At 70.5% G+C, this 16,658-nt stretch carries 17 protein-coding genes and 1 tRNA gene; 11 read left to right on the top strand and 7 right to left on the bottom strand.

What is annotated here, in order from left to right; genetic code table 11:
• The first annotated feature begins 35 nt into the window (after positions 1–35).
• Positions 36–1,034 carry an endonuclease/exonuclease/phosphatase family protein gene (locus tag J7F03_RS19565; RefSeq protein ID WP_214951112.1) on the top strand — a complete coding sequence of 333 codons (999 nt, stop codon included), beginning with the start codon at positions 36–38 and terminating at the stop codon, positions 1,032–1,034.
• Between the two features lie 286 nt (positions 1,035–1,320).
• Here J7F03_RS19565 and J7F03_RS19560 read toward each other — a convergent pair whose 3' ends face one another.
• A complete protein-coding gene (locus J7F03_RS19560) occupies positions 1,321–2,166 on the bottom strand; it encodes an alpha/beta fold hydrolase (RefSeq protein WP_214951110.1) in 846 nt (281 codons plus the stop codon).
• A gap of 368 nt (positions 2,167–2,534) precedes the next feature.
• On the opposite strand from J7F03_RS19560, the gene J7F03_RS19555 reads away from it, so the two are divergent.
• The 4 genes from J7F03_RS19555 (at position 2,535) to J7F03_RS19540 (ending at position 5,267) form a co-directional block, all read left to right on the top strand.
• Positions 2,535–2,708, top strand: a complete 174-nt coding sequence (locus J7F03_RS19555; RefSeq protein ID WP_214951108.1) for a hypothetical protein — start codon at positions 2,535–2,537, stop codon at positions 2,706–2,708.
• A gap of 601 nt (positions 2,709–3,309) precedes the next feature.
• Complete coding sequence (locus J7F03_RS19550; RefSeq protein WP_214951106.1) at positions 3,310–3,672, top strand: CorA family divalent cation transporter; 363 nt, start codon at positions 3,310–3,312, stop codon at positions 3,670–3,672.
• A 209-nt stretch (positions 3,673–3,881) separates the two neighbouring features.
• Complete coding sequence (locus J7F03_RS19545; protein ID WP_214951104.1) at positions 3,882–4,055, top strand: hypothetical protein; 174 nt, start codon at positions 3,882–3,884, stop codon at positions 4,053–4,055.
• A gap of 249 nt (positions 4,056–4,304) precedes the next feature.
• The gene (locus J7F03_RS19540; RefSeq protein WP_214951102.1) at positions 4,305–5,267 is read left to right on the top strand and encodes an endonuclease/exonuclease/phosphatase family protein; all 963 of its coding nucleotides are present in this window, start codon (positions 4,305–4,307) and stop codon (positions 5,265–5,267) included.
• A 151-nt stretch (positions 5,268–5,418) separates the two neighbouring features.
• Here J7F03_RS19540 and J7F03_RS19535 read toward each other — a convergent pair whose 3' ends face one another.
• Positions 5,419–7,026 carry a phospholipase D-like domain-containing protein gene (locus tag J7F03_RS19535; protein WP_214951100.1) on the bottom strand — a complete coding sequence of 536 codons (1,608 nt, stop codon included), beginning with the start codon at positions 7,024–7,026 and terminating at the stop codon, positions 5,419–5,421.
• 315 nt (positions 7,027–7,341) lie between these two features.
• Between J7F03_RS19535 and J7F03_RS19530 the strand changes: the two genes are divergently transcribed.
• Both J7F03_RS19530 and J7F03_RS19525 read left to right on the top strand, forming a co-directional pair.
• Positions 7,342–8,517, top strand: a complete 1,176-nt coding sequence (locus tag J7F03_RS19530; RefSeq protein WP_308379749.1) for a UDP-N-acetylglucosamine--N-acetylmuramyl-(pentapeptide) pyrophosphoryl-undecaprenol N-acetylglucosamine transferase — start codon at positions 7,342–7,344, stop codon at positions 8,515–8,517.
• A gap of 203 nt (positions 8,518–8,720) precedes the next feature.
• Complete coding sequence (locus tag J7F03_RS19525) at positions 8,721–9,437, top strand: DUF4232 domain-containing protein (RefSeq protein WP_214951098.1); 717 nt, start codon at positions 8,721–8,723, stop codon at positions 9,435–9,437.
• 22 nt (positions 9,438–9,459) lie between these two features.
• Here J7F03_RS19525 and J7F03_RS19520 read toward each other — a convergent pair whose 3' ends face one another.
• The 3 genes from J7F03_RS19520 to J7F03_RS19510 form a co-directional block, all read right to left on the bottom strand.
• A complete protein-coding gene (locus J7F03_RS19520; protein ID WP_214951096.1) occupies positions 9,460–10,464 on the bottom strand; it encodes a helix-turn-helix transcriptional regulator in 1,005 nt (334 codons plus the stop codon).
• A 181-nt stretch (positions 10,465–10,645) separates the two neighbouring features.
• Positions 10,646–11,080, bottom strand: a complete 435-nt coding sequence (locus tag J7F03_RS19515; RefSeq protein WP_214951094.1) for a hypothetical protein — start codon at positions 11,078–11,080, stop codon at positions 10,646–10,648.
• Positions 11,081–11,130: 50 nt separating this feature from the next.
• Positions 11,131–11,913, bottom strand: coding sequence for a hypothetical protein (locus J7F03_RS19510; protein ID WP_214951093.1), 783 nt, complete (start codon positions 11,911–11,913; stop codon positions 11,131–11,133).
• A 637-nt stretch (positions 11,914–12,550) separates the two neighbouring features.
• Between J7F03_RS19510 and J7F03_RS19505 the strand changes: the two genes are divergently transcribed.
• Both J7F03_RS19505 and J7F03_RS19500 read left to right on the top strand, forming a co-directional pair.
• A complete protein-coding gene (locus tag J7F03_RS19505; RefSeq protein WP_214951091.1) occupies positions 12,551–13,585 on the top strand; it encodes a helix-turn-helix domain-containing protein in 1,035 nt (344 codons plus the stop codon).
• A 56-nt stretch (positions 13,586–13,641) separates the two neighbouring features.
• Positions 13,642–13,715, top strand: a tRNA-Met gene (locus J7F03_RS19500).
• A gap of 102 nt (positions 13,716–13,817) precedes the next feature.
• Here J7F03_RS19500 and J7F03_RS19495 read toward each other — a convergent pair.
• Both J7F03_RS19495 and J7F03_RS19490 read right to left on the bottom strand, forming a co-directional pair.
• Positions 13,818–14,186 carry a fic family toxin-antitoxin system, toxin component gene (locus J7F03_RS19495; protein WP_214951172.1) on the bottom strand — a complete coding sequence of 123 codons (369 nt, stop codon included), beginning with the start codon at positions 14,184–14,186 and terminating at the stop codon, positions 13,818–13,820.
• Between the two features lie 2 nt (positions 14,187–14,188).
• The gene (locus J7F03_RS19490) at positions 14,189–14,455 is read right to left on the bottom strand and encodes a hypothetical protein (RefSeq protein WP_214951089.1); all 267 of its coding nucleotides are present in this window, start codon (positions 14,453–14,455) and stop codon (positions 14,189–14,191) included.
• Between the two features lie 311 nt (positions 14,456–14,766).
• On the opposite strand from J7F03_RS19490, the gene J7F03_RS19485 reads away from it, so the two are divergent.
• Positions 14,767–15,801: a hypothetical protein gene (locus J7F03_RS19485; RefSeq protein WP_214951088.1), complete on the top strand. Its 1,035-nt coding sequence runs from the start codon at positions 14,767–14,769 to the stop codon at positions 15,799–15,801.
• 159 nt (positions 15,802–15,960) lie between these two features.
• Positions 15,961–16,656, top strand: coding sequence for a DUF4157 domain-containing protein (locus J7F03_RS19480; protein ID WP_214951086.1), 696 nt, complete (start codon positions 15,961–15,963; stop codon positions 16,654–16,656).
• Positions 16,657–16,658 lie beyond the last annotated feature (2 nt).

Genomic DNA, 16,658 nt, shown 5'->3' with positions numbered 1-16,658 from the left:
GCACATCCCGGCAGTAGCGAGCCCTGGGGGCACCTGTGACACAGATCCGGATCGCCACGTTCAACCTTGAGAACTTCGACGAGACCCTCCCGACGGACCACCCGTCGCTGGCTGACCGCATCGAGCTGATGAGGCCTCAGATCACACGGCTTCGGGCGGACATCGTCTGCTTCCAGGAAGTCCACGGCCAAGAGCGCCCCGCGCAGCCGCGCGAGCTGATCGCGCTGAAAGAGCTGCTGGTGGGCACCAATCTCGACGGCGCACCCTTGGTCAGCACCAAGGCCGCGGACGAGGCGGTCTTCAGACTGCGCAACCTGGTGATCGCCACCCACCTGCCGGTCATCAAGCACCAGCAGCTGAAGAACGATCTGGTCGCCGAGCCCCGCTACCAGCGGCTCACCGCCCAGCCTCCCGACGCGGCCCCGGTCCCGATCATCATCGAGCGGCCCATCCTGCACGCTCAGATCGACATCGACCACGCCGCACCCGGTCGCCTGCTGCACGTCATCACCGTGCACCTGAAGTCGAAGATCCCAAGCGACATCCCCGGCCAGGTGGCCGACCCCGACAAGGGCATCTGGCACACAGCCGACGGCTGGGCCGAAGGCAGCTTCCTGTCGTCCATGAAGCGCATGAGCCAAGCCCTGGAAGTCAGGCGCCTGGTCGACCAGATCCTCAACGATGATCCGGACGCCCGGATCATCGTCGCCGGTGACTTCAACGCCGAGCCGGAGGAAGTCCCGGTGCTGGCAATCTGCGGCAACGTCGAGGACACCAACAACGGCGAGCTCGCCACCCGGGTCCTGGTCCCCATCGAGCGCACCATCCCGGGCGAGGCCCGCTACACCCTCTTCCACCACGGCCGCGGCCAGATGATCGACCACATGCTCGTCACCCGCAACCTCCTCGCCCACTACCGCGGCTCAGAGATCCACAACGAGATCCTCCACGACGACTCCATCGCCTTCGCCACCGATACCAAGTACCCGGAGTCCGACCACGCCCCCGTCGTCGCCACCTTCGACTTCGACTGACTCGCAGCCTGTCGCGTCACGAGGTCCCGCCCGGATCGCCTTGTGGGCAGGTAGCCCGTAGGCCTGCCCGGGTGCGGCCGGTGATCGCAGCCCTGTCCCATGGGGTCGGCGACGTTCATGCGCTGCGCGCGCGGCGACTTCTGCGTCATGCCCTCTTCTTCTCGGCGGTCTTTTTGGCCGTGGGGAGGTCGGGGACCCGCGCCGGGTCTGCAAGGCACCCCGCCCACCCGGCCCGGCCTCGTCCGCGCACCGCGGAGCAGCCCGGCCGCCGGGCCGGACTCGGATGTCAGTTCAGGAAGCTCACGGTGGTCGACACGAACCGGTCGGCGTCATCCAGCCACGGGTAGTGGCCCGCGCCCGATTGGACGACGAACTCGGCGCGCGGGAACAGTTCAGCCAAGCGGGCCACTACGTGCGGGGGCGAGGCCAGGTCGAACTCCCCGGCGAGGACCAGGACCGGCGTGTCGAGCGCGGCGATCACCGCCCGGGTGACGCCCGGGTCGAAGGCTCCCTCGGATCCGAAGACTTCGGCCGCCGCCGCGTTCCACTGGGCTTCCTCGGCCGCCCGGTGGGCCTGCGCGGTCTCGTCCCAACGGCCGTAGAGGAACGGTGCGATGGTCACCCAGTCGTCGGCCGTGGCTTCGCCGACGTCGATGGCGTCGAAGGCCGCCGACGCCGACGCGAACCAGGGCTCGTTCTCACGGAGCCGCCCGACCTTGCGCCGGTCCTCACCGGTGACTGCCAGGCCGACGGCGTCGGTACCGGGCGTGATCAGGGCGAGTCGCCCGACGCGGTGCGGGTACTGCTCCGCGTACCGCACCGCGAGGTTGGCGGCAGCGGAGTGCGCGAGCAGGTCCATGCGGTCCAGGCCGAGGTGTTCGCGCAGCACCTCGACATCGCCGACCAGGCGGTCGCAGCGGTAGGAGGCGGGGTCTTCCGGCGTCGCGGACAGTCCGGCGCCCCGCTGGTCAGGCACGATCAGCGGGCGGCGCGCGGGGAGTCCACCGAGGTCGCCGAGGTAGACGGAGTCCCGCATGGGTCCGCCCGGCAGGCAGACGACGGGGTCGCCGGCGCCCTCCCCGAGGACACGGTAGGCAAGCTCGGTGCCGTCAGGCGCAGTGAGAGTAGGCATGGTTGTGATCCCAATGAGGTGTGCGATGTCGTCATGGAGTTGAAGCGGTGCGGAGCGCCGAAGGGGCCGACCGACGACAGACCGAAGCCGAGTACCGGTCCGCGAAACCTTCTGGCCGCCCTGGGCCCGGCGGAACTCGCGCACCGGATCGACCGCCGCGAACCGCCGGCTCCAGCTCTGGCCCAGCGCCACCCCAGAAGGCGCTCACCTGACTCAACGAGTCGAGCTCGAACGCCGACAGGGCAGCATCGCCGTACGCCAACGCGGCAACAGCCACCTCGCCCCCACCCCGGTCAAGATCAAGTGGCAGAAACCTACTGGCCGTTAAGATCACTTGGCAAACGGTAAAGACCCCGGGTCAGCGGTCTGTGTGCGACGCCTACGGGGTCCCGGCCGAGACCGAGCCCGGCACCTGGCGGCGGAGGGTGTGCGAGGTGCGGCATCTCGGCGCGCTCCGCCCGGAGCGCCACCGCCTTTCCGACCCGGCCGGTGTCAAGGATTCCTACCGGGCCGTGGCCGAGGAGCCGGCCGCACTGGACTGACCGGCCGGCCGTCGGCTGTGCCCGCGCCCAAGGACCTGAACATCGCGCCGCCGAGGCCCCGTTCCGGTGGGCCGGCGGTTCCCAGCGGCGGGTTCCGGTTCTTTCCGGGCCGGGTCGGGCCGATGCACATTTCTCCGACTTTGTAATTGCATTGCTCGTCGTTTACGGTGTTTGAGGCGCGGGACAAACCGCGTCTGGATTGCGGGAGGTGATCAGCGTGCCTAGTGGCAGTAGCCCTAGAGCGTATACGCCGCCGATCCCGCTTGACGCACTGCAGTAGCGGCCCGCGAGCCGCGCCACGGCGCGGCAGCACGCCTTTCGCGGCACGTCTGCGGTTTCCGCGACCCTTGCCCGACCACTGGGCCCGAGAAGATCACCTTCCGGTAGTTGCGCCTTCTTATCCGAACCCGACGCCGTATCGGCGTGCCCTTGCACGTCCACCGGCGACTGGGCCATGCGGCTGTTCATACGTGCCGCTTCCCTCACTTTCCCAACGAACACATTCACCACAATATTTACCGCCGAAGCACGTCCGAGATCCGCCGGCGGCGACGGCTGCACACCGAGTGCCGCCAGGACGTGCCTTGACAGGAGGAATGCCATGACGAACACGATGCCGACAAACCCCGACAACACGCTCATGCCGGTCGAAACGGTGCAGGAGCATACCCAGAAGGTGGAGCTGCTCCGCGAGATCAACATGGAGATCCGCGGGTTGAACAAGGAAATGGAAGATATCCGGGAGATCACCGAAGACCAGCTGACGGTCACCGTGGAGACCCGGAAGGTGAGCGCCTGGACGGCAATCGCCGTGGTGCCCGGCGCTCTGGCATCGCTCTATGGTTCCAACTTCGAGCACATGCCCGAGCTCCAGTTCAAGTACGGCTGGCCGGTGTTCCTCGTCGCGCTGGCATCCAGCGCCTTGGCCACCTACTTCGCGGTCAAGCGCAAGGGCTGGCTCTAGGCCCGCCACCGAGCAGAGGAAGGGCGATTTACATGACGGATAATTCCACGCGCTCAAGCTTGGTCGGGCTTACCCCTAAAGACCTTGACACGTGCTCGAATGATGAGCTGCACACCTTTCTCCAGGGAGTCCGCCAATATCGGAAGGAAATGGTCCTGCTCCACCGGAAGTCAGTGGAGCTTTGCCAAGGGAGTAAGGTCGCCCGGAGGGTGACTTCGTGGCTCGTGGTGTTCATGGTTCCCACGCTGCTGGGTGGTATCTACTCCGCGAACTTCTACCAGCCGGAAGTCAAATTCGTCTGGGCCTGGCCGGCCTTCCTCGTCCTGGTGGCGGGTTCGGGCATCGCGATGTTCACCCACCTACGGCGTAGGGGCTGCGTTTAGCGTCGTGGTCGGTGCGCCCGGCCCCATGGGGATCTCGTCAGTGGATGGCGGCAAGGCTCACTGGCGGGATCCTCACACGCGACGCACCGGCGCGAAGGCCGCGGGGACGGCATGTCGTGCCCGCCGCGGCCGAGCGAGTCGTGTCGGCCGGCCGCAGCGCGGCCCTCCGCGCAGGCCGGATCCCAGCCGAAACGCTTCCGCGGACCCAGCGCACCACCGGCCTGCGGAAGAAAGCGAAAGCGAGAGTTCATGACCCGCCGCACACGGCGGGACGGCTCGGGGGGCCGCCCCCGTCACACCGCACGCATCGCCGTCCCCGCACTCCTCCTCGCCGTAGCACTGCTCTTTCCGCAGCTCCTGCCCAACAGACCGGGCAACCTCGGCAGCCTCGCCGAGACCGTCCTCCCGTGGTTCGGCATCGCGATAGCGGTCCTCCTCCCGTGGGCGGCTGCGCGTGGCACGCGTCTGGGCATCGCCGCAGGCCTGGTGCCCCTGGTGGCCTGGTGCTACCTCTTCGTGCCCACCCTGACAACGCCGCCCCGCGCGGGGCTCAGCGACTTCGAGGCCCTGACCCTCAACGTCGGCGGGGCCCGCACCACCCCCGAGGCCGTCGCCCGGGAAGTGATCGCCACCGGCGCCGATCTCGTCGCCCTGGAGAAGGTCCCCCTGCCGGCCATCCCCGCGTACGAGAAGGCACTTGCCGATACGTACCCCCACCACGCCACCCACAACACCCTCGGCCTGTGGTCGCGCTATCCACTGCACGAGGTCGAGGCGATGGACCTGGGCGGCCCCTGGCCACACGCGATCCGGGCCGTCGCCGGCACCCCCGGCGGCGACACCGCCATCTACACGGTGCGCCTGCCCTCCGTACGGGTCCGGGCGACTGAGGGCTTCGCCATCGGGCCCCGCGACGCCGCCGCGACCGAACTGGCCGACCGCATAGCCAAGGATCCGGCCCCCCGCATGATGCTGCTCGGCGACCTCAACGGCAGCCTGCACGACCGAGGCCTGGCCTCCCTCACCCACCACCTCGAGCCCGCACAGGAACACGCGGGCCGAGGCTTCGGATTCACCTGGCCCGCCGCCTTCCCCGTGGTCCGGATCGACCACGTACTACTGCGCGGCCTGGAGGCCACCGCCACCAGCGTCCTGCCCGACCTGGGCAGTGACCACCGACCCGTCCTCACCGGGGTGAGACACACGGCATGACGGACGCCTGCCCGCATCGCCGGTGCGGAACTCGGGCGCGGGCGCGCCCACCTCGCCCGCGGCCGTCTGTGACTTCCCCACCGCGCCGGCCACCGCCGAAACCCTCGGGCGGCCCGGCCGTGGCCGGCGGGTCCCGGGTGGGGCGGGGCCGTCAGCCCTGGCAGAGGCCGCGGGTGTAGTCGTATGTCGCGGTGGCCTGGGAGTACCGCCACTGCGGGTCCAGCAGGTCGCTCTTCAGCTGTCCGGCCGCGGCCGGGCTCTCGACGACGTACCCGAAGTCCTGCAGCCAGGACGGGTACAGGTTCTTGGAGCCGATGTAGAAGGCCGATCCGTCGACCGAGACCAGCTTGTGGTGCTGGGCGTACGGCTTGCCGTCCGCCCAGGTCGGCTGGTCGGAAGCGCGGAACGTGGCCAGCTGGAGGTTCTCGCACAGGGCCGTCCGCGACCGGGCGCCGTCACCGGTCAGGGCCGTCACCCGGCCGCGCAGGGCGTCGCTCACTTCGGAGAGCGACTTGATCTGCGAGTAGCCGCCGCTGCCGATCGTGCCGCGGTTCGCCGGGTCGCTCACGACGATGCGGACCTTCACGCCGGAGACGAGCTTCGCGGCGAGGGCGTCGTAGAGGCGTACGTCGTAGCGGGGCAGCGGCGGGCAGGTGGCGTGCACGTCCTGCTGGGAGATCTCGATGTGCGAGGTCGCGCTGGAGACCAGGGCGCGCAGGGCGCTCTCCTCCGGGTTGACGGTGTCGTAGTCCCGGTTGGCGTTGGTGTTGTCGTACACCCCGATCCCACACTTGGTGTCGCCGGCCGTGGGCAGGACCGGGCGGAAGGACGAGGTGGGGTCGTTCTGCCGGATGCCCACGCCGAGGCCGCCGACGGCGAGCGCGGGCACGTTCCCCCCGCCCTCCGGGGAGGCGGGCCGGGGCAGGGAGGGCATGCAGTCCGCGCCGGGCGAGGCGGCGAACCAGACCGAGCTCCAGTTGCCCTTATTGCGACAGGTCCAGTCCCACAGGGAGTCCAGGTAGCGGCCCGCGGAGCCCGCTGCGGGCCCGGACAGCGCGAGGTCGACGTCGCTCACCGGGTGGGAGGTCTCGAGGTAGTCGTCCTTCCAGCTGTTGATGCCGCCGGTGATCACCGAACTGCCGTCCACCACGACCAACTTGGAGTGGTTCCAGGAGAACGCGGTCTTCGAGGTGGTCATCGAGGCCACGTTGAGGGTGATGTTGCCCGCGGCTGCCGGGCCCAGCTTCGCGAGCAGCTCGTCCCGGTAGGACGACGGGATCACCGTGGAGTGGTAGATGGGCGCGGCGCCCACCATGACGCGTACCTTCAGCCGGTTGCCCTTCTGGGCGGATTCCCTGAGGCCCGCGATGATCGCCTCCTGGTAGCCGCCGTTGGGGAAGGGTGCCAGCGTCGATATGTCCACCGTTTGCCGGGCGGCGGCGATGTCCTGGCGCATCTTCTCCAGGAGACGGCGCGATCCGGGCCGGTCGGCGCACGTCGCATCGCCCCAGCAGCCGGGTGTCTGGAGCAGCCAGTCGGCGCCCCCGGGCGTGGAGGAGCCGAGCCGGTTGCCGGAGGTGCGTTCCCAGACCGAGCCCTCCAGGCCCGGCGAGACCTGACGCAGGGTCTGCTCGACCGAGTCCAGGTGCGGTGTGGGCGCGTCCGCGGCGGACGCGGGGGCGGCGATGCCGAGGAGGGAGAAGCCGAGTGCGAGGGCCGAGGTGGAGACGAGGGCCGTCGTACGGACGGTGCGTGCCAATGTGGTTCCTTGACTGAGGGGTGGCTCTGGCCGGGAGCGTGGTCGACCACGGCTCCGACCTTGATCAACTCGTGCAAGTTACCAGCGCGTAGCCATCCGTTCACCCGCCTCGGGCGAGTTCCGGCCACACGCATCCGGGCTCGCTGGCAGCGTGACGGGGGCAGGACAGGAAGCCGGCGCACCCGGTGCGGGGAGCCTTTCCAAGGGCCTCCGCCAGATCGTCGGCCGGCTTTGGTGTCAGACGTGGACCACATGCGCTGCCCCAGCGCCGCAGCCCTGAATGCGAGCAGCCGGGCAGCCAGTAGGGTGCACGGGGTGAACACTTCCTCCGCGCTCCCCCGTTCCTTCCGGCTGCTCGTGACGGGCGGAGGGACCGGCGGTCACACCTACCCGGCCCTGACGGCGATCCGTACCTTGCAGGGCCGCCTCGCTGCTGTCGGCAGCACGCTGGACGTCCTGTGGATCGGGACTGCGGACGGTCTGGAGGCGCGTGTCGCTCCGGCGGAGGGGATCGCGTTCAAGACGGTGGCCACGGGGAAGATCCGGCGGTCGTCGAACCCGCTCAAGATGCTGTCCGCCGCGAACGTGAAGGACATGGCACGGGTGCCGCTGGGCGTGGCCCAGGCCCGGTCGATCGTGTCCGAGTTCCGACCGGATGTCGTCCTCGCGACGGGTGGCTACGTCGCGGTCCCGGCGGGGCTGGCCGCGCGGCTGTGCCGGCGTCCGCTCGTCCTGCACGAGCAGACGGTCCGACTGGGCCTGGCCAACCGGAAGTTGGCGAGTTCGGCCACGCGGATCGCGGTGTCCTCCGAGTCCTCGCTGCCGCTGCTGCCCGCTGAGGTGCGCAAGCGCGCGGTCGTCACCGGCAACCCGGTCCGGCCGGAAGTGCTGGCCGGGCACCCGGACAAGGCTGTGCAGGCGTTGAGCCTCACCGGGTTCGACCGGCGCCTGCCGACCGTCTACGTCACCGGCGGAGCCCAGGGCGCCCAGCAGATCAACGGTGTCGTCCGGGACGTGCTCCCCTGGCTCCTGAGTCACGCGAACGTGATCCACCAGTGCGGCCCGGCGAATGTGGAGGAGCTCCGGGCAGCCGCCGCGAGCCTGGATCCGATCCTCGCCGGTCGCTACCACTTGGCTGGGTTCGTCGGGGCGGAGCTGCCCGACGTCCTGGCGCTGGCTGATGTGGTGGTATCCCGGAGCGGTGCCGGCACGTTGGCCGAGCTGACCGCGTTGGGCAAGCCGGCCGTATTCGTGCCTCTGGCCACCTCGGCCGGAAACGAGCAGGCGCACAACGCCCGGCACCTGGCGGACGCCGGAGCGGCACTCGCCCTGCTCGGCGAGGTCACCGGGCAGAGCCTGCAGAACGCGGTCGGCCCGCTCCTGACCGACCCCGCCCGGCGGGCGGCGATGGCGGAGCGGGCGAGGGCGTACGGGCGGCCGGACGCCGCGGACAGGCTCGTGGACGTGCTCCTGTCCGCAGCGGCCGGCTGACCTTTTCCGGCGGGCCGGCCCACCGCGGGCCGGCCCCATCGGCGGGCCTCAGACCAGAGCAGGGCATGACCCCGCCCTCACTACGGAACCGTCACCGCCGCGTACGAGGGCTGTAACGGTCCTTGCGGGGGCGTGAATCCGAAGCCACGGCGGGCATCCCGTCCAGACCAATCCCAGCACGTCAGCAGCCACGGGGGCTCGTGATGCGCACTTTCCGCAAGACCACCCAAGTCCGGACGCTCGGTGCCCTTGGCCTCGCCGCCGCAGCGCTCCTGGCCACCACGGCCTGCGAGCCGAGCGACGACAAGGCCGGCGCCACCCCGCCTCCGAAGTCCTCCACCTCCCCTGCCGCGTCGCCTTCCGTCTCCGCGTCCTCGCCGGCGGTCCCCCCGACCTCCGCGCCGTCCGCCAGGCCCTCCGCGTCCTCTTCCGCGCCGGGCCGTCCGGGCGAGGCCGAGGGCGACCCCGAGGGCATCGACGGCAACTGCCCCGACGAATACACCGAGGTCAGGGTGGAGTGGGCCGTGCCACCCACCAAGGACGACTCGAAGCTCCTGCTGACCGTCACCAACACCAGCACCAAGCCGTGCAAACTGCGGACCCATCCGGTACTCCGGCTGGAGGACGGCCACGGCCGGCTCGTGGGGGTCTTCGAGAACTCCAAGCCTCAGACGGAAGTGACCCTCGCCCCCGGCAAGGCGGCGTACGCGGGTCTGCTCCTGCGCCAGAGCAACAAGGACGTCAGCACCCTCGTGAAGAACATGGCGCTCGCGCCGCACGGTCAGAGGCCCGGCAACAACACGGGCGAGGGTGTGCTCCTGGAGATGCCGAAGGGTGGCGTGCACGTGGACGGCAAGGCCCGCGTGACGTACTGGAACAGCAGCTCCGAGGCCGCCGTGTCACCGCTGTTCGCCCACTGACGAGGCCGCCCGACTGCCGAAATCACCTGTGCTCGGTGAGTGCGCTTCCCAGGAGCTCGGTGCCCAGCCGGGTGACGGTGTGCACCACGGATTTGCCGCGTCGGCTGGTGGTGATCAGATTGGCGTTGCGCAGCACCGTCGCATGCTCGCTTGCCGCTGCGATCGACACGTTCAGGCGCCGGGCCAGCTCGGTGGTGCTGCACCCTTCGGTGGCCACCTTCAGTGCGGCCGCCCGGGTGCGCCCCAGCAGTGCGCCCAGTGAGTGGTCCGCGGCTTGATCCGCGCCCCACAGTGCGGCGCCCGCCTGTGCGTCACCGATGGTGGGAATGGCGAGTGTGGGCGCCGCGGTGTCGTCCTGCGAGTCCCACAGCAGTGCCGGGTCCCGCCACAGGAAGACCGTCGGCGCGATGACGAGACCGCGCCCCCCGAGGTGGACTTCGACGTGCCGGTGGTACCGCACCTCCAGCACGGGCGCCCGCCAGCGCACCAGCGGGACGCACATCCCCTCCAGCAGGCGTTCGATCCCACCGTCGAGCAGCGTCCGTGCGAAGTTCGCCCGTACGCCCTCCATGTGCGATCTCGCCCTGTTCCAGTAGGGAGCGACGATCGCCTCGTTGCAGGCGGCAAGTCCCGCGGCGAAATCCCGGCGGGCTTCGAGGTCGCCGTCCGCCAGGTTCCGAGCCCAGGACAACTGCGAGGGATGGAAGGCGATGTGCTCGAGCTCGGTCCGCAGCCGGGCGGGCGATGCCCGCAGGAGGTTGTCGATCCCCTCCTCGACGGACGGCGTGTCACCCATGAGTACCGTCAGGTCGATGTCCGGGCCGTCCACGGCCAGCAGGCTCGCGAACGGGCGGGCCTTCGCACCCAGCCGCCCGCGAACCGTTGTGTGCCAGGGGCGAAAGGGCAGGGCGGCGGCGGCACAGTCGCGGAGCAGTCTCAGGCTGTACATGGTTTCCGCGGCCGCGCCGATCGTCGCTGCCACCCGGGTCCGGGCCAGATCCTCGGCGGTGAAGTGAATGCGTAGCACCGAGCCTCCCCCATCGCTGTCCGCCCCAGCGCCACTTGAGCGCCCATCGCAGTCTGTGCCCTGCGTGAGACACCGTCCAGGAGATATTTCAGCCACGGCTTACCTGGTGGGCGCCGGAACAGCTGCGGCACACACCGGCGTGTGTGCCGCAGCCGAAGCTCGGCGCTCGGCCCACTACCGCTCAGGGCAGGTTGACCACCTTGTGCGAGGCGATGTTGTGGTACAGCGCCTCGCCCGCTCCGGCCCCACCGGGTCCGAAGCTCCACTGCCGCAGGTCCGGAAGCCCGGCCCCGTTGTACACGCCCCGCCCCGCGCCTCCGTAGTTGCTGTTGTAGTACACCCAGACGTCGTCGAAGCTGCCCGGGTAGCGCAGGTTCCACAGCGAGGAGGCGGCGTTCTTGCATTCGCCCCAGGACGCCGCGCTGCCCGACCAGGATCCGCACTCGTACTGGTACCAGAAGTCGTAGTACGCGTGCAGGCGGCCCGTCGGCGCGTTGGCGACGGTGGCCGTCTCCTGCGCGGGTGGGGAGTCTGCGGCGTGGGCGGTGAAGGGCATGGCCGTGACGGCCAGTGCGGCAACCGCCGCGGTGACGAGGACCGTTCGCAAGGACTTCATGGTTCTCCCTCGGTTGATGGTTCGGACGATGGCTCTTGCGGCGGCTGGGCTCACCGCTTCGCGTCGGCTTCGACGACGGAGCCGGCGCGGGGCAATGCCTCGCCCCGGAGCCGGAGCCAGGTGGTGACGTCGCTGCCGTACTTCTCCCGGAGCTCGGCGTCGTACGCGCGGTCGAGCCGCGCGGCGGTCTCCGCGAGGCCGGAAGTGTGCGCGCAGCCGGCCTCGGCCACCGCCATGGCCACCTCCCGCTCCCGTGGGAGGGGCTGGTCCGGCGGCGGCAGCGCGGCCCGTGCGGCTGCCGGGTCCTGGAACTCGTACCCGGCGGTGCGCATGCACGCGGACCACTTCTGCGTGGCGCCCTGGAACTCTCCGTCGGCGATCACCTTCCCGCCCCGCAGGGGCGGCAGCGAGTCGACGGTGACCCGTGCCTGGAACCAGGCCGCCAGGTCGGGGTAGAGGCCGCGCTCGGCCTGCGACTGGCACCCGTCGGGACTGCGGGTGATCGTCAGCCCGTCCGGCGCCCGGGCGGTCAGCCCGTCCGGCCGGGCGCCGGTGGCCGCCGCGATGGCGGGGGCCCTGCGCTCCTGCGGCAGGCTCCTGAAGTACCGCTCGTTGACTCCCTCGGTACTGATCTCCTCCCGTTTCCGGTCGATGTCGCTGCCGTAGCCGTGGTCCCGGGCCCATTCCGGGTCGTCGATGACGTACGGGAAGTCCCGGGCGTCGGGTACCGGCTGCCGGGGCACGGGCTCGTAGACGAAGCCCTTCTCCCGCATGCAGTCGCGGAGCAGGATCTGCTCGGCCGCGTGCAGCAGGTCCGCCTCCGACTCCGTCACCTCGCGCGGCGCCTCACCCACGGGTGACGCCGGCCGGCGGGCCTCGGCGTGCACCGGCTCCGCGCCGCCGCGCCCCGCCGCGGCGGCCCCCGCCCCGACGACGCCCGTGACGCCGAGGACCGCAAGCGCCAGCAGGATCCGGCGTCGGTACGGGAGGTTTCCCCCGCGCGGCCCCGGTGTCCGGCGTTCGCGCGGTCCTCGTGGCCCATCCGGCCTACCCGCCGGCTGCGGCGGCCCTCCGACCGCATCCCCCTCGCTGGACACCTGCCCCACCCCCGGTCCGTTCCGTCGTCCGCCGCCTTCGCGACACACGAAGTCTGCGGCCGCGCACCGGTCGCGGTCGTTGGCGCAGGGTGCACGCGTCATTGGTTCTCAGCGCACGCTGAGCGGGCCCTCCGTCGGCGAGAACGCGCCGGATGTGGTGGGGCCGCGCCGGTCCCGTGCGGGCGTCGCCGCCTTCCGCTCCGGTGGCCCGCGTGGCACCTGCCGACGCCCGTCCGCCCCCAAGGCCTCTTCCGCATGCCCGCGCCGGGGTGATCCGGATCAGGCCGTGCCGCGCCGCGTGGCGTGGACGGCGGCCGACGCGCTCCCCAAGGTGGAGGATCCTCCGCATCGGAGGAGGAAGGCCCGGGGGTCCATGGCACTGACCATCTACGACACGGCGGACCTGCCGCCGCAAGACCGGTTCGAATGGTGGCGGGAGACCGTCAGCCAGGGGGCCGGGGCGAGCCACGTCACGAGCGATGACCCGGCCGGGTTCGCCGGGAGCATGGAGGTGCTGTCGCTGGGGGCCGCACGGATCGCCACCCTGTCCTTCACCGGTCTGCACTCGCAGCGCACGGCCCGCCTGATCCGCCGGTCCGACCCGGAGACGTACGAACTGACGCTGCTGCTCGGCGGGACCATGGCCATGTCCCAGTCCCGGCAGGAAACCCTCCTGCGACCCGGTGACTTCAACCTGTGGAGTTCATCGCTCCCCTACGACAGCCAGGCCGCGGGCAGGCCGGACGCCGGGCCGGCCCGTGCCCTGGTCCTCCATCTGCCCCGGTCCCTCCTCCCCCTGCCCGAAGCCAAGGTCGACCGGCTCCTCGCGCACGGACTTCCGTCCACGACCGGGGTCGCGGCGGTCTTCGCCCGCCACCTCGTGTCCGTCGTCCGGGAAGCGGAGTACCTCACGTCCGTGGACGAGGAGCGCCTCGGCGTCATGACCTGGGATCTGGCTACGGCGTTCCTCGCCCACCACGTCGACGCCACGGACCGGCTGCCGCCGCACACCCGGCACCAGCTGCTGCTGAAGCGGCTCGATCTGTTCATCGAGGACAACCTCGCCGACCCCGGGCTCTCGCCGCCCCGGATCGCGGCCCGCCACCACATCTCGGTGCGGCTCCTGCACCGGCTCTTCGCGGACCGGAAGGAAACGGTGTCGCAGACGATCCGCCGACGCCGGCTGGAACGCTGCTCGGCCGACCTGGTGGATCCGCTGCTCGCCGCACTGCCCGTGCACGAGGTGGGCAGACGGTGGGGTTTCACCGACGCGGCCGGGTTCAGCCATACCTTCCGCGCCGCCTACGGACTGACCCCGGGCGAACACCGGCGCACGCGCCTGCCACCGGTCAGGATGGGTGCGGGCGCCGGGGCAACTCGTCACTCTCACCGGGCAGCAGGCATCTGATCAGGTCAAGGCTGGTCATGGGCGGTCCGGCGGTGCCGTAGGGTGGGGTTCACCGACGCGGGGTGGAGCAGCTCGGTAGCTCGCTGGGCTCATAACCCAGAGGTCGCAGGTTCAAATCCTGTCCCCGCTACTACCCGGAAGGGCCCGGATCCAGATGGATCCGGGCCCTTCTGTCATGTCCCGATACGTCGGGCGTCGCGGCCCGCTCTCGCCGCCCGGGCAGCGCGTACGCCTATCGCCAGGTGCGCAGGAGTTCGGCGATGCGGGCGGTGGTGGTGCCGGGATCGTAGAGCTCGTGGGCGAGAGCGGTGAGCTGGTCGCGGCTGGGGTCGGCGGGGATGCCGCTGGCCGTCAGGTACATCACCGCCGTGGCGCAGGCGACGGTCAGGTTGGAGCGTTCCAGCCAGCGGCAGCGGCCGAGGGTGTGGACGAGGGCTGCGGCGCGGGCGTAGGGGCCGCCGTAGACGGGCTGTTCGAGGAGCTCGGCGCGGTGGCGGGCGACGGCGGCGATCGGGACACCCAGGTCGTCGGGGGCGGGATCGCGGTGGCCGGCGCGTTCGGCGACTTCCAGGATCCAGGTGAGGTCGACGTGCAGGGACATGCTCACGCAGCGGCGCCGCGGCTGTCCCGCACAGGACGGCGATGCTGGGCGTCGAGTTCGTCTTCCAAGTCCCGCAGGAAGTCGCCGTGGGTGTCCAGGAGCCGTTGGGCGGCGGCCATGCCGGCCGCCCGGGCGCCGGTGGTGTCCTCGGTGATCAGTCGCTGCACGTACTGGTTGAAGTCCAGTCCGCGGGCGGCCGCCGCATCCTTCCCGGCGGCCAGGACGTCGGGCTCCAGCCTCAGCTGGGTCTGCTTCTTCGCGCTGCTCATATCTGAAGGTAGCAGGGTGGTAGCACCGAGGGGAACCAGCACGGCCGCCGCCGGTCCGGTCATCTCTGCCCGCGGCTCGGCAAGTGCTTCACGCCCGACTCGCCGCCACGGGCCCCACGGGCTGGACCCCGTACCCGCTGCCGGACGCAAGTCAGGCCTCAGCCCGGCTGTCATCGACGTCCTCGGCTTGCGTCCTGTGGCCACATGGGAACGGCGGAGCGCCGGGGCCGGAACGAGCCCTTAGGCTGGAGGAGACTCACAGGGAAAGCCGTGGACGCCCGCCTCGTAGACCGCTCAGATGAGGTGAAGCCATGACGATCAAGCACGTAGCGGAATGGCGCTCGAGGAATCGAATCACCTCAATTGCCACGGTTTCCGCCGTTGCGGCCGCGTGTCTGCTGTCCGGCTCCCCCGATTCCGACAAGAGGGTGCCTTCCGCGACGGTCATTCCGGTTGGCGTCGGCTCGCAAGACGCTTCCTGTCAGACCTCACTGCCGGAGAGTTTCTGGCGTGCACCCGTGGACGGGCTTCCCGTGCACCCGAGCTCCTCCCGGTACGTCTCCTCGATCGGTTCCACGGAGCCCCTGCACCCGGACTTCGGGGCGGGGCTCACCGACGGCCGGCCTTTCGGCATTCCCATCACCATCTCGGACACGACGGTGCCGGAATCGAAAGTCACCCTGGACTACGCCGAGGAAAGCGAGAAGTCCGGGTACCGGATCCCGCAGAATGCCAAGATCGAGAACGGTCCGACGAGCGACGGGGACCGACACGTCATCGTCTGGGACCGCGCCCTGTGCAAGTCCTACGAGCTCTGGGACGCACAGCAGCAAGGTGACAGCGCCTGGCACGCCGGCTCGGGCGCGGTCTTCGACCTGCGGTCCCACAAGCTGCGGCCGGACGGGTGGACGTCGGCCGATGCCGCCGGCCTTGCCATCCTCCCCGGACTGGTGCGCTACGACGAGGCGGCAGCGGGTCGAATCGACCACGCGATCCGCATCACCGTGCCTCGCTCAGACCAAAGCTACGTCTGGCCCGCAAGGCACCAGGCGGGCTCCGCGGCGGACGAGTCGCTTCCTCCCATGGGGCTGCGACTGCGGCTCAAGAGCTCGGTGGACATTTCGAAGCTGGCCCCGCAAGCCAAGGCCGTGGCCGAGGCGCTCAAGAAGTACGGCGCCATCGTCGCGGACAACGGCTCGGCCTGGTACATCACCGGTGAAGAAAACTCCGGCTGGGACAATTCTCAGCTCGACGCGCTCAAGGGCTTCCACGGATCGGACTTCGAGGCGGTCGACACATCCGGACTCCAACAGTCGCCGGACTCGGGAGCCGTTGCGCCAAGGTAGTCCCTCGGGACACGAGAGTCCGCGGCCGCCGGAGCCTGCGGTCCGGTGTGGGTGCCCTATCGGGCATCAACCGGTGCCCTGCCCTGGCTCACTTCACCTCTGACGGGACCACGCCCGCGACGGCATCGTCGTGGGGAGGCCGATCCGCCGGGGGGACAGATGCACGAGCACGGACCTGAGCACGAGCACGATGCGGAGAGCCGGACCGGTCCGCGGCCCAAGGCCGAGCTTGAGGCGGGCGCCCCGGACGCACTGCTGCTCAAGGCGGCGGCCGGCGGGCGGGCCGACGTACTCGGGCCGACCGGGATGCTGCGGCTGCAGCGGGCGCTCGGCAACAGCGGGGTGGGGGCCGCCCTGCAGCGGTCCGCCGTGCACGATGTGGTCGGCTCCGGCGGCCAGGCGCTGGACCCGGAGGTACGTGCGGACATGGAGGGCCGGCTGGGCCACGACTTCGGGGACGTACGGGTCCACACGGACGGCGCCGCGCACGAGTCGGCGAAGGGCGTCAACGCCCACGCGTACACGGTCGGTTCGCATGTGGTCTTCCAGCGGGACGCCTACGATCCCGGATCCCACCAGGGCCGCACCACCCTCGCCCATGAGCTGACGCATGTGGTGCAGCAGCGCTCGGGGCCGGTCGATGGTACGGAGACCTCCGGCGGCATCAAGGTCAGCGACCCCTCCGACCGCTTCGAGCGGGAGGCCGTCGCGAACGCTGACCGGGTGATGGCCGCGCCCGCGCCCGTACAGCGCGAGTCCGTCGCGGGCGGTGATGAAGTGACCTCCGCACAGGGGATGTTCGTGCAGCGCGCGGCGGTCGAGGAGGCCGAAGAGGACGAAGCCCCGGCGGAGTAGGG

It is taken from the genome of Streptomyces sp. ISL-43 (assembly GCF_018614195.1).
Taxonomy (GTDB): Bacteria; Actinomycetota; Actinomycetes; order Streptomycetales; family Streptomycetaceae; genus Streptomyces.
This window is presented reverse-complemented; position numbering and strand designations above follow the sequence as displayed.